Annotated in this window: 10 protein-coding genes; 4 read left to right on the top strand and 6 right to left on the bottom strand. The window is 68.7% G+C overall.

What is annotated here, in order from left to right; all coding sequences use genetic code 11:
• Positions 1 to 35: 35 nt before the first annotated feature.
• A complete protein-coding gene (locus tag RF637_RS11315) occupies positions 36 to 404 on the top strand; it encodes a GntR family transcriptional regulator (protein ID WP_068468289.1) in 369 nt (122 codons plus the stop codon).
• Between the two features lie 44 nt (positions 405 to 448).
• On the opposite strand, the gene RF637_RS11310 is transcribed toward RF637_RS11315, so the two are convergent.
• From RF637_RS11310 to RF637_RS11290, 5 genes are read right to left on the bottom strand one after another with little or no spacing between them, the layout of a single operon-like run.
• The gene (locus RF637_RS11310; RefSeq protein ID WP_064845564.1) at positions 449 to 1672 is read right to left on the bottom strand and encodes a nitrate/nitrite transporter; all 1224 of its coding nucleotides are present in this window, start codon (positions 1670 to 1672) and stop codon (positions 449 to 451) included.
• A gap of 36 nt (positions 1673 to 1708) precedes the next feature.
• Positions 1709 to 2515, bottom strand: coding sequence for a respiratory nitrate reductase subunit gamma (gene narI / locus RF637_RS11305; RefSeq protein WP_368844874.1), 807 nt, complete (start codon positions 2513 to 2515; stop codon positions 1709 to 1711).
• Positions 2512 to 3162, bottom strand: a complete 651-nt coding sequence (gene narJ / locus RF637_RS11300) for a nitrate reductase molybdenum cofactor assembly chaperone (protein ID WP_331253954.1) — start codon at positions 3160 to 3162, stop codon at positions 2512 to 2514. Before narJ ends, narI begins: the two co-directional genes overlap by 4 nt.
• Before the next feature lie 44 nt (positions 3163 to 3206).
• Complete coding sequence (gene narH, locus RF637_RS11295) at positions 3207 to 4949, bottom strand: nitrate reductase subunit beta (RefSeq protein ID WP_131333533.1); 1743 nt, start codon at positions 4947 to 4949, stop codon at positions 3207 to 3209.
• A complete protein-coding gene (locus tag RF637_RS11290; RefSeq protein WP_368844873.1) occupies positions 4949 to 8683 on the bottom strand; it encodes a nitrate reductase subunit alpha in 3735 nt (1244 codons plus the stop codon). The genes narH and RF637_RS11290 overlap by 1 nt, the downstream gene beginning before the upstream one ends.
• 408 nt (positions 8684 to 9091) lie before the next feature.
• On the opposite strand from RF637_RS11290, the gene RF637_RS11285 reads away from it, so the two are divergent.
• From RF637_RS11285 to RF637_RS11275, 3 genes are read left to right on the top strand one after another with little or no spacing between them, the layout of a single operon-like run.
• Positions 9092 to 9481, top strand: a complete 390-nt coding sequence (locus RF637_RS11285; RefSeq protein WP_167318876.1) for a hypothetical protein — start codon at positions 9092 to 9094, stop codon at positions 9479 to 9481.
• A 3-nt stretch (positions 9482 to 9484) separates the two neighbouring features.
• Positions 9485 to 10096, top strand: coding sequence for a molybdenum cofactor guanylyltransferase (locus RF637_RS11280; RefSeq protein WP_368844872.1), 612 nt, complete (start codon positions 9485 to 9487; stop codon positions 10094 to 10096).
• A 22-nt stretch (positions 10097 to 10118) separates the two neighbouring features.
• Positions 10119 to 11510 (top strand): molybdopterin molybdotransferase MoeA, encoded by a 1392-nt coding sequence (locus tag RF637_RS11275; protein ID WP_064845569.1) that lies wholly within the window; start codon positions 10119 to 10121, stop codon positions 11508 to 11510.
• Positions 11511 to 11794: 284 nt separating this feature from the next.
• Here the strand turns inward: RF637_RS11275 and RF637_RS11270 are convergent, their stop codons facing one another.
• Positions 11795 to 12298, bottom strand: coding sequence for a DUF456 domain-containing protein (locus tag RF637_RS11270; RefSeq protein WP_239321669.1), 504 nt, complete (start codon positions 12296 to 12298; stop codon positions 11795 to 11797).
• Between the last annotated feature and the right edge of the window lie 154 nt (positions 12299 to 12452).

Genomic DNA, 12452 nt, shown 5'->3' with positions numbered 1-12452 from the left:
CTACCATGAGGGGAGTCGATCGAAGGGGACAAGGCATGTTCACGGTGGATCCCGCCGCTTCCACACCGGTGTACGAACAGCTCGTGGAATGCGTCCTGCGGGACGTCTCCTCCGGGGAACTCATGGTGGGTGACCGCATCCCACCGGTGCGCGCGCTCGCGTCCGAGCTGGGGCTGTCCGCGGGCACCGTGGCCAAGGCCTACCGGGAGATGGAGACCCACGGCGTGATCGAGACACGCGGGCGCAAGGGCACGTTCATCGCGCAGGGCCGGGACGACCGCGATGCCGCCGCGGCACGCGCCGCCGCCCGGTACCTCGACGAGGTGGCCGGGCAGCTGCACTACTCCCCCGAGGAGTGCATGGCGCTCGTGCAGCACGCGCTGCGCGCCCGTTCGGAGGGGTGACAGCGGCGTCGTCGTCCATGCCTCGGACAACGACGCCGCCAACCTCACTTCTCGGCCTTGCGCCCCCCGTGCCGGACCACCAGTGCCAGCAGGAACGCGGCAAGGCAGAACACAGCGAGCAGGGTGAGCCCCACGAAGTAGGAGTTGCTCTCGGGGTCGTAGGTGGCACCCATGACCAAGGGCGGGAAGTAGCCGCCCAGACCGCCGGCCGCGGCGATGATCCCGCCCACGGTGCCCACGTTCTTGGCGGGGGTCGCCCGACCCACCCAGCCGAACACACCGCCGGTGCCGAGGCCCAGGAACAGGGCCATGAGCAGGAACAGCGGACCGTAGACGTGTTCACCGCTGGGCTGGAGGGCCACGAGCATCGCGAGCACGATCGTGCCGCCGAACGAGAGCAGGGTGATGATCTTGGGACCGAAGCGGTCCGCGAGGGTACCGCCCACGGGGCGTGCGATCACGGCGGCGAGCGCAAAGCCCGCGGTGCGCGTGCCGGCCGCGGTGGGATCGTACGAGTACACGTTGGCCAGGTACGTGGGCAGGTAGTTGGAGAAGGCCACGAACGCACCGAAGACCACCGCGTAGAGGAAGCACAGCTGCCAGGTGACCTTGAGCTTGAACGCGGCCTTGAGCTTGGGCATGGCCGGTTCCGCCACGACCCCGGCGCGGGCGGGCGAGTCGCGCAGCAGCAACCAGCACAGCAGGGCGCTCACGGCCACGATGACGGCCACGATCACGTGGGTCATGAAGTACCCGGTCGCGGCGACCAGGCGCGGGGTGAAGAACGCGGAGACCGCGGTACCCACCATGCCCGCACCGAACACGCCCGTGGCGAAGCCCTTGCGGTGGGACTCGTACCACGCGGAACAGAACGGGATACCGATCGCGAACACGGTGCCCGCGATCCCCAGGAAGAACGCCACGACCACCAGCAGCGGGAAGGTGTTGAGCTGACCCACCACACCCGTGAGCAGCACGAGCGGTGCGGTGATCCCCAGGATCACGGTGAACATGAGCCGCCCGCCAAACTTGTCGGTGAGCGCACCCACGGGAACCCGGGCGATCGAGCCCACGAAGATTGGCATGGCCACGAGGATCGCGGTCTGCCCGGGACTCAGGTGCATGTCGTTCGCGTAGCGCTTGGACAGGGGCCCCACGATGGTCCACGCCCAGAAACCCACGGTGGACGCCAACGTGGCCAGGATGAGGTTCCTGAACTGGCCCTGTTTCAGGTTCGGTGCGGCCTCAGCGGCGGGGACGGCGGACATGACTCTCCTCAGGGGTGGGGCGGGGAAGGGGCCGGGTTATTTGACGCGCGTGGAACCGGAGCGTTCGCGCGGGGGCCGCGTGCGGCGTCGTGAACTGGCGCGGTCCTGGGTGCCGATGGGCTCCCAACCGCGGCGGTAGTTCACGGAACCGGCACGCGGGGCGTTACCCCGCGAGCGGTAGACGATGTACGGGCGGAAGAGGTAGTGCAGCGGCGCCGTGAAGGCGTGGACCAGGCGGGTGAACGGCCACACCGCGAACAGGGCCATGCCCCACAGCACGTGCACGTGGAAGCTCGTGGAGGCGGCAGCCATGGCCCCCACGTCCGGTTGCAGGATCCACAGGGACCGGAACCACGGCGACACCGTTTCGCGGTAGTCCACGGTGGCCGGGTCGAACACGGACAGCACCGTGGTGGCCAGACCGGCCAGGATCGCGCCGAGCAGCATCACGTACATGAACTTGTCGTTGGCCGTGGTGGCCATGAACACGGGCCCGGTCCGGCGGCGGCGCACGATGAGCATCACGATGCCCACGAGCGTGCCCACACCGGCGACCGAACCGATGGACAACGCCAGGAAGTGGTAGGCGTGCTGGGACAGACCCGCCGCCTCCGTCCACGACTTGGGGATCACGAGCCCCATGATGTGCCCCACGAGCACGGCCAGGATGCCGAAGTGGAACAGCGGCGAGGCAATGCGCAGCAACCGGGACTCGTAGAGCTGGGACGAGCGCGTGGTCCACCCGAACTGGTCGTACTTGTACCGCCAGATCAGCCCCCCCACGAGGGTCAGCATGACCACGTACGGCAGGACCCCCCACAAGAGGGTGTCGATCACGTTCACTGGTTTCCTCCGGTCATGGGCAGCAGGCGGGGGTCGTAGGCGTCCAGGCCCACGGCCTCGGTGGGCGGTCCGTAACCGGCCATCCGGGCCACGGCTGACTCGTCCTCGGGCGACGGCCCGGGAAGCGTGGAGCACACGAGTTCCACGGCGCACGCCTGGGGCAGGTCGTCTCGGATCAACGCCAGGCGCAACAGCTCCAGGGACGGGCGGTAGCGCTGCAACAGCTCGAAACCGTCCTCGCCGGAGACCCGCGCGGCGAATTCGAGCACCACGGGCAAGTGGTCCGGCAGTTCCTCATCCCCGAACTCGCACCCGTGCGCGCGGTAGACCTGTTTGAACGCGGACAGGGCCTCACCGCGACGGCGCGTGTCACCGTCCGTCCAATAGGTCAGGTGCAGGCTGTGGCGCCGAGACAGGTCGAACTCCTGGACGTAGTCGCCCTGGATCTCCCGCAAGTCCGATTCCCGCAGCCACCGGATCAGGGGTGCCACCTGCACGGGGTCCACGCCCACCTCGGTCAGCGCCCGTTCCACGAGGGGCAGCTGCTCGATCACCTCGGGGCGCGGGTAGCTCAGCAGCAGGGCCGCCGATTGGCGGATCACCGCGGAACGCTGCGGGTTGCGGTCCCGGTACCCGGGCACCTCCACGGTCCCCTTCCCGGCCCTGCCCAGAAGGCTCGACAGCAGCCCCATCACCGGCCCCCGCTCGCCCCGGCGGTGCCCTGGTCCGGTCGCGAACCCGGGTTGTCGGAGGTCGCCGCGAGCGACGCCGCATCTCGCTCCGGTTGCGCCGGGAACAGTCCCGCGGGGGTCCCGTTGCCATCCCAGTTGAGCAGGTTCACGCGACCGGCCAACTGGTCGTTGCCCGTGGGGTCCTCGCCCGTCTGCCGTGCCCGCAAGGCTGCGAAGTTCTCGACGGCGACCGGCATGGGTCGGCCGGAGGCCTCACCGAACACGCCGGTCTGGCCCATGCCCGGGCCGCCGTCCACGTCCAGGGAGCACCCGATCTCCTCGAGGTTGTGGGCGTCCTCCACGTGGGCGGCGGGGATCACGTAGCGCTCGTCGTACTTGGCGATCGCCATGAGCCGGTACATCTGGCGGATCTCGGAACCCGTCATCCCCACGGCCTGGGCGATCGACTCGTCCGGTTCGTCCCCGAGCGTGACGTTGCGCATGTAGGCGCGCATCGCGGCGAGCTTACGCAGCACGTGGGTGACCAGCTCGGTGTCCCCCGCGGTGAACAGTTCCGCGAGGTACTCCACCGGGATCCGCAGGGACTCGATGGCGCCGAACAGGTTGTCCGGGTCCTCGCCGTCGTGGCCCTGTTCCTTGAGCAGGTCCACGATGGGCGACAGCGGCGGGACGTACCAGACCATGGGCATGGTGCGGTACTCGGGGTGCAGCGGCAGGGCCACGCGAAGGGTCTTGGCGAGTGCGTACACAGGCGACTTGCGGGCCGCCTCGAGCCAGTCCTCGGGAATCCCATCCCGGCGAGCGGCGTCGATCACCTCGGGGTCGCTGGGGTCCAGCATGAGGTCCAATTGGGCCTCATAGAGGTCCTGCTCGTTGGGCGTCGCGGCCGCCTGGGTGACCTTGTCGGCGTCGTACAGGAAGATGCCGATGTAGCGCATGCGCCCCACGCACGTCTCCGCGCACACCGTGGGGATGCCCACCTCGATGCGGGGGTAGCAGAACGTGCACTTCTCGGCCTTGCCGGACTTGTGGTTGTAGTAGATCTTCTTGTACGGGCACCCGGTCACGCACTGGCGCCACCCGCGGCACCGGTCCTGGTCCACGAGCACGATCCCGTCCTCGGACCGTTTGTAGATGGCGCCGGACGGGCACGAGGCCATGCAGGACGGGTTGAGGCAGTGCTCGCACAACCGCGGCAGGTAGAACATGAACGTCTGTTCGAACTCGAACTTGATCCGGTCGTTCGCCTCGTCCCGCAGCTTCTGCACCACGGGGTCCAGGTGACCCATCTCGGTGGCGCCACCGAGATCGTCGTCCCAGTTGGCGGACCACTCGATCTTGGTGTCCTCACCCGTGATGAGGGACTTGGGCCGGGCCACGGGGAAGTCGTCACTCGCGGGGGCGTTGACCAGGTTCTCGTAGTCGTAGGTCCACGGCTCGTAGTAGTCCGCGAGTTCCGGCTGCACCGGGGACGCGAACAACTGCGCGAGCTTCTTGAGCCGGCCACCGGACTTGAGCTTGAGGTTGCCGCGCCGGTTCAGTTCCCAGCCGCCCTTCCACCGCTCCTGGTCCTCGTAGCGGCGCGGGTAGCCCTGACCGGGGCGGGTCTCCACATTGTTGAACCACACGTACTCGGTGCCCGCCCGGTTGGTCCACGCCTGCTTGCACGTGACCGAACAGGTGTGACAACCGATGCACTTGTCCAGGGTCATCACCATGGCAACTTGGGACATCACACGCATCAGTACTCGACCTCCTGGGAACGCTTGCGGACCACGGACACGATGTCCCGTTGGTTTCCGGTGGGCCCCATGTAGTTGAAGGCCCAGGACAGGTGGGCGTAGCCACCGATCATGTGGGTGGGTTTGACCAGGATGCGCGTGACGGAGTTGTGGATCCCGCCGCGCTTGCCCGTGGTCTCGGACTTGGGGACGTCGATCGTGCGCTCCTGTGCGTGGTGGACGTACACCACGCCCTCCGGCATGCGGTGGGAGACCACCGCGCGGCCCACGAACACGCCGTTGGTGTTGACGCACTCGACCCAGTCGTTGTCCTTGACCTCGATCGCGCGGGCGTCCTGCGGGGCCATCCACACAGTGGTGCCACCGCGGGAGAGGGACAACATGAACAGGTTGTCCTGGTACTCCGAGTGGATCGACCACTTGTTGTGCGGGGTCAGGTAGCGCACCGCGATCGACAGTTCGCCCTTCTCCCCGAGCTGTGGTTCACCGAAGAGCCGGTGCATGTCCAGCGGGGGCCGGTAGATGGGCAGCATCTCCCCCATGTCCTTGAGCCAGTCGTGGTCCAGGAAGAAGTGCATGCGCCCGGTCAGGGTGTGGAACGGCTTGAGGCGTTCGATGTTCACCGTGAACGGCGCGTACCTGCGGCCACCGGTCTCGGAACCGGACCACTCGGGGGACGTGATCACGGGCACGGGGGCCTGCTGGGTCTCCGTGAAGGTGATCACCTTCTCCTCCGAGCCCCGGGAGAGGTCCGCGAGCGGTTTGCCCACGCGCTTCTCGAGGGTCTCGAAGCCCTGGGTTGCGAGCGCGCCGTTGGTGGTCCCGGACAGGCTCAGGATGGCCTCCGCCATCCGGGCATCCGAGTCCAACGCGGGGCGGCCTTCGGCCGGGCCGGAGTCGAACACGCCGTGCTGACGGCCCAGCCGGTCCACGACCCCGGTGACGTCGAACGTGACGTTCTTGGTGGTCAGCCCGAGCTTGTCCGCGAGCGGGCCGAGCGCCACGAACTTGTCCCCGATGGCCGTGTAGTCACGCTCCACAATCTTCAGTTGGGGCAAGTTCTTGCCCGGCACGGCGGGAACATCCGTGCCCTTCCACTCGGGCACGCGTCCGCCGGGTTGGGCGATCTCCCCCGGGGTGTCGTGCTGCAGCGCGGTGGCCACCACGTCCTTGCGGGTGTCCAGGTGCCCGGCCGAGAGCCTGCCGACCTCGTCCGCGAGCAACTGGAACAGCTTCCAGTCCGTCTTGGCCTCCCACGGCGGGTTGATCGCCGGGGTGAACGCGTGCACGTAGGGGTGCATGTCCGTGGAGGAGAGGTCGAACTTCTCGTACCACGTGGCCGCGGGGAAGACGACGTCGCTCAGCAGCGTGGAGGACGTCATGCGGAAGTCCGCGGAAACCAACAGGTCGAGCTTCCCCTCGGGTGCTTCGTCACGCCAGCGCACGTCGTGCGGCTTGGACTCCGCGTGGTCCTGCCCCTGCACGCTATTGCTGGTCCCGAGCAGGTGCTTGAGGAAGTACTCCTCGCCCTTCGCAGAGGAACCGAACAGGTTGGAGCGCCACAGCACGAGGGTGCGCGGCCAGTTCTCGGGGGCGTCCGGGTCCTCGACCGCGAAGTTCAGCTCGCCGTTCTTGAGCTTGGCCGCGATCCATTCGGGTTCCGACGCCGCTTCACCGCGTTCCACACCCGCGATCGCCGCGTCCGCGACGTCCAGCGAGTTCTCGTGGAACTGCGGGTAGAACGGCATCCACCCGAGCCGCGTGGACTGGGCCACGACGTCCGCGGTGTGCATGCCTCTCAGGTGACCCTCCGCGAGCGGCGACTGCAAGGAGTCGGAGGAGTACCCGTCCGAGCGCCACTGGTCCGTGTGCATGTACCAGAACGCGGTGCCGATCATGAACCGCGGGGGACGCATCCAGTCGTTCGCGGACGCCATGGCCGCCCACCCGGTGATGGGGCGGGCCTTCTCCTGACCCACGTAGTGGGCCCACCCGCCGCCGTTGCGTCCCTGGCACCCGCACAGCATGAGCATGGCCAGGATGGCCCGGTACGTGGTGTCACCGTGGTACCACTGGCAGATGCCCGCGCCCAGGATGATCATGGAGCGTCCGCGGGACTTCTCCGCGTTCGCGGCGAACTCGCGTGCCGTGCGGATCACGGCCTCCGCGGGGACGGACGTGACTTCCTCCTGCCACGCGGGGGTGTAGGGGGTCCGGGCGTCGTCGTAGCCGGCGGACCACTCACCCGGTAGGCCCTCGCGACCCACGCCGTACTGCGCGAGCATGATGTCGAAGACCGTGGTCACCGTGCGCCCGGCCACCGTGGTGGTGGGTACGCCGCGGCGGATCGTGGAACCGGCCCCCGTGGGGTCGGTGAACGCGGGCAGATCGAGGTGGGTGGCACCGCCGTCGTACCCGGCCGAATCCGCGATCGACAGCGCGGGCAGGGTGTCCCCCAGGTCCAGGTTCCACTTGCCCTCGTCCTGGTCGTTGTAGCGGAAGCCCATGGAGCCCTGCGGGATCACGGCCTTGTGCGTGTGCCGATCCAGCAGGACGGTCTTGAACGCGGGATCGGCCTGCCCCGCGGCGTCGGGATCACCCGCTGCCGCGAGATCCTCCGCGGTGACGAACTTGTCCGGGACCACCGTGCCGTCCGAGCGCTCGTCGAGCGAGATGAGGAACGGGAGGTCCGTGTACTGCAGCACGTACTCCTCGAAGAACCGCACGCGACGGTCCACGAAGTTCTCCTTGAGGATCACGTGACCCATGCCCATGGCGAGCGCGGCGTCCGTGCCCGCCTGCGCGGGCAACCACTCGTCCGCGAACTTGGTGTTGTCCGCGTAGTCCGGGCTCACCGAGACCACCTTGGTCCCGCGGTAGCGCACCTCCGCGAGCCAGTGCGCGTCCGGGGTGCGGGTCACGGGGATGTTGGAACCCCACATCATGAGGTAGGTGGCATCCCACCAGTCCCCGGACTCGGGGACGTCCGTCTGGTCGCCGAAAACCTGCGGCGAGGCCACGGGCAGATCGGCGTACCAGTCGTAGAAGCTGTTCATGACCCCACCGATGAGGTTGATGAACCGCGCACCCGCCGCGTGGGACACCATGGACATCGCGGGGATCGGCGAGAACCCCGTGCACCGGTCCGGGCCGTAGGTCTTGATGGTGTGCACGTGCGCGGCCGCGGTCATCTCCACGGCCTCCTGCCAGCTCGCGCGCACCAACCCGCCCTTGCCGCGGGCCTGCTGGAACTCACGACGCTTGACGGGGTCGTTGACGATCGACTCCCACGCGAGCACCGGATCGTGGTGGAGCTGCTTGGCCTCGCGGTACATCTGCAACAGCACGCCCCGGATGTACGGGTAGCGCACGCGGGTGGGCGAGTAGGTGTACCACGAGAACGCCGCACCGCGCGGGCACCCGCGGGGCTCGTACTCGGGGCGGTCCGGACCCACGGAGGGGTAGTCCGTCTCCTGCGCCTCCCACGTGATGATGCCGTCCTTGACGTACACCTTCCACGAGCACGACCCCGTGCAGTTCACACCGTGGGTGGAGCGCACCACCTTGTCGTGGCTCCAGCGGTTGCGGTAGAAGGCGTCACCCGCGCGACCACCCTCACGGAAGACGGCGCGGCCGTCCGGCGTCTCCTCCCAGCGGGAGAAGAAACGTCCCATTTTCAACAGCGCATCTGATGCCGGTCCGTCGATCCCGGCGGGGGTCTCGGTAGTTGCCATACCGGCATGCTAGGCCGATTTGGTATCGAAAATGCGTATTTTGTTCGGCGTGGCTCGGACATTGCTGTGAACCCGTGTGACGTGCGGGAATACGGCATATTTAGCTGGGCTAATAAGACGGGTGGGGCCGCTGGTTCCCGAGGTTTTCAGGAGTGGTCTCGCGGTTCACCGTCCCGGTCCCGACGGCGGTCGCGCGGGCGGTCCCCCAAGGCTGCCGGGCGGTTCCCGACGGCGTCCGCGCACCGGTTCCCGGGCGCTCGCGAGGCAACCATGCGACGTCGTTCCCGGATGTCCGTGCGAACGGCTCCAGGCGCTCGCGGGGCGACCGAGCGACGTCGTCCCCTCCCGGCCGACGGTGCCCGACCCGGTCGCGGAGGGCCGGGGCCCGCGCCCGTAGACTGGTGCCCCATGAAGTCGTTCGTCGCTCCCGTGTTGCTCGTGATCACCGCGCTCGTCCAGGCCATGGGCATCTACCCCTACGTCCAGGACGGCATCACGCTCACGGGGCAGCTGCTGTTCCCCATCCTCTTCGCGCTCGCGGCCATGTACCTGGCCCGCAAGGGTCGCCCCGGCGCGTTCGGCACGGCGCACATGGTCATCCTGGTGCTGTCCGTGGTCCTGGTGGTGCTGTCCCTCGTGGGCATGAGCCAGCAGCTCCCGTACTTCTACCCCACCATGATCCTGTACTACATCGCGTTCGTGCTCGTGGCCGTGGAATGCGCGCTGCGCATCGCCGGGTTGCCCAAGAAGTCACGTGCCGTGGGTGCGGAGTCCGACGACGTCGCTCCCACCCACTGAGCCGTGCCCTCCTCCTCCCCGAACGCGTCCTTGCAGCTGCCCTTCGACACCGTGGTCGTGGCAGGGGGCCGCTCCTCCCGACTCGGAGGCGCCCCCAAAGCCCAGTTGTCCTTCGAGGGCTCCACGCTGGTGGCCCACACGGTCGCGGCGGTGCGCCTGTTCGGTGCCGTGGTGGTCGTGGGGCCCGAGGATCCGCGGCTGCCGCCGGACGTATTACGCGCCCGGGAGGATCCGCCCTTCTCGGGACCGGCGGCGGCGGTGGCCGCGGGCGTCGTCGTCCTGGACGGCGTGAGCGGACGTCACGAGTGGACGGCGGTGCTCGCATGCGACATGCCGCATGTCGACCGCGCACTGCCCGCGCTCGTGCGGGCTGCGCAGGACGTCCCCCCGGAGGTCGACGGCGTGATGGCGTTGTCCGACGAGGGCCGGGCCGAGAACCTCGCCGTGCTGATCCGTTCCGCGGCGCTGAGCGCGGTGCTGCGCGAGGTGCCCACGGTGGACGTGTCCGTGCGCTCGGTGTGGCGTCATCTGACGTTGGGCACCGTCCCCGTCCCCCACGCCAGCACGAGCGACGTGGATACATGGGAAGATGTGCGTAGATTCGACCTGCACTGAATCGCCACGTCGAGGAGACATCATGCCCGGACTTCCGCACCAGCACGATCCCGCCGCTCACGAGGACGACGACCAGCGCGAGAACCGTTCGGCGGCGTCGGAACCGACCGTGCGCTGGGCCTCGTGGGACGAGGCCCGACGGATCGCCTACGGCACCCCGCACTCCCTCCCCAACATCCTGTTGCCGCTGGCGAAATGCCTCGACGAGATCCTCGCCGAGTCCGTGACCGCCGAGATGCCCGTGCCCCACTACCCCTCCGCCGCGGCGGACGGCTGGGCCGTGGCCGGGGAGGGCCCGTGGCGGATCCGCATGCCGCGCCCCGCCGAGACCGACGAGCGCCTGCTGCTGACCCTGCCCCCGGACCAGCGCATCCTCCCGGTGGTGGAGCTCAAGCCGGGTGAGGCCACCCACGTCAATGCCGGGGACGCCGTCCCGTTCGGGACCCGCGCGGTTCTCGAGGCCCACCGGGGCCACGTGGTCCCCGCCGACCCCGCGGCTCGCGACATGCCGACCGGTGAGCACGGCCGCGGACCCGAGGAGGGCGACACCCTCGAGGACGCCACACCCGCAGCGACCCTCGTGAAGAACCAGGACGTCCGGGCCGTGGGCGAGGAGATCGAGCAGGGGGACCTCCTGCTGCGCGCCGGTCGCAAGCTCAACCCCGCCCACCTCGGTCTCGCCGCGAGCGCGGGCCACGACATGCTCCCCGTACGACGCCGCCCGCGCGTGACCGTGCTGCTGGGTTTCGCCAACGTGGTCGAGGACGGCATTCCCGGCCCCGGTGAGGTGCGCGACGTCCTCGGACTGCAGCTGCCCGCCGCGCTGCGCGAACTGGGCGCGAACGTGGATCAGGTCCGGCGCGTGGCCGACGGCGCGGACGGGATGATCTCCGCATTCACGGAAGCCCCCATGGGTGCGAGCTCGCTGCTCGACGCCCGTGCGGAGATCGTGGTCTCCACCGGCGGCACGGGTCACGGGGAGGATGATCACGTCCGTAAGGCCCTCGAGGATCTCGGGGCCCACCTCATCATCGACGGCGTGGCGCAAGAACCCGCCCACGGGGTGATCGTGGCCCAGCTGCCTGACGACGGTCCCGTGGTGCTCGCGCTGCCCGGTTCACCGCTGTCCGCGATGACCGGTCTGCTGAGTGTGGGGCACGCCCTGATCGCCGGGGCCAAAGGTGAGGCCATGCCGTTCACGCGCCGCGTCACCGCGGGTCAGGACCTTGAGGCCACAGGCCGCACCCGCGTGATTCCCGCCTACCTTCAGGACGGCCATGTGTTGCCGGAACCCACCGTGGGTCCCACGATGCTCTCGGGTCTCGCCCACGCGGATGTGCTCCTGGTGGTTCCGGAGGACGGCATGAGCGCGGGCCAAGACGTGGAGGTCATCCCCCTCCCCTGGCGGGGCTGAGGCGGGGGCGCCACGGGATGGACCTACGGGGTGCGTCCGGCCGCCAGGAACTTTTGGGTGCCCTGAGCCCCCCGCGCAATTTTCAGGCGCCGTGAGGCCATGGAGCCCAGCCGATGGTGGCTCCAGAGTGACTCGGAATTCGCGGCTGGCCCCGGAACGACTGATATGTCCAGGACGGCTTTGGAACGCCTGGGAGTTACTTAGCGGCCCGGGCATGGCTGAGAGTTACCGCGTGGCCCGGGGTGACTCATAAATTCGCCCGCGGGCGGGCACCGGGGTGGACCTCAGTTCGCGGTGACGAAATAGACGATCGCCCCGATGATGAACGTCAGCGAGGCCAGCAGGGCGCACGACAGTTCCACCAGGATGCCCACGCCCATGGCCTTCGCGGCCACCCAGGATGTGCTCAGTGCGGTGTTGAAGTCTTTGTTGCGCACGGTCTCGGACAGCAGGAGCCCCACCACGAAACCGATGAACAGGCCCACCACGGGGATCACGAACATCCCGATCACCGCGCCCACCACACCGAAGAGCAGCGTGCGGTTCGGGATGGCCCGGCGTTTGAGCTTGCTGCCGGTGAGCACGAGACTCGCGGACATCCCCGCGAGGAGGAGCGTGCCGCCCAGGGCGAGCACGACCCACCCCTCGGGGGCACGCACCACGAACGCCCAGATGATCAACCCGATCAACGCGGTGATGGAGCCCGGGAGCACCGGGACCACGATCCCCACGCAGCCGATGACGATGAGGGCGGCTGTCGCGATGGTGGCGATAATGTCTGCGGTCACGCCCTCATCGTACGGGCAGGGCCGCTGACGAACGGCCCGCCGCTGCGGAACGCGGCGCGCGCGGGGGCCGTCATCGACTGCGCAACCCATGCACAACACCCGGTGGCACCGGTGGTTCCGCAGACCCATGGCCCGTGAACCGCGATCCGAACAG

Source organism: Kocuria sp. CPCC 204721, assembly GCF_040980945.1.
GTDB classification, from domain to species: domain Bacteria; phylum Actinomycetota; class Actinomycetes; order Actinomycetales; family Micrococcaceae; genus Kocuria; species Kocuria marina.
The sequence above is the reverse complement of the archived record's forward strand: the minus strand, read 5'-3'. Positions and strand labels throughout refer to the sequence as shown.

Excerpts from the sequence above, each read along its gene's own strand:
- RF637_RS11315 (WP_068468289.1), top strand. The coding sequence starts at position 36 with ATGTTCACGGTGGATCCCGCCGCTTCCACACCGGTGTACGAACAGCTC.
- RF637_RS11310 (WP_064845564.1), bottom strand. The coding sequence starts at position 1,672 with ATGTCCGCCGTCCCCGCCGCTGAGGCCGCACCGAACCTGAAACAGGGC.
- narH (WP_131333533.1), bottom strand. The coding sequence starts at position 4,949 with ATGCGTGTGATGTCCCAAGTTGCCATGGTGATGACCCTGGACAAGTGC.
- RF637_RS11290 (WP_368844873.1), bottom strand. The coding sequence starts at position 8,683 with ATGGCAACTACCGAGACCCCCGCCGGGATCGACGGACCGGCATCAGAT.
- RF637_RS11285 (WP_167318876.1), top strand. The coding sequence starts at position 9,092 with ATGAAGTCGTTCGTCGCTCCCGTGTTGCTCGTGATCACCGCGCTCGTC.
- RF637_RS11275 (WP_064845569.1), top strand. The coding sequence starts at position 10,119 with ATGCCCGGACTTCCGCACCAGCACGATCCCGCCGCTCACGAGGACGAC.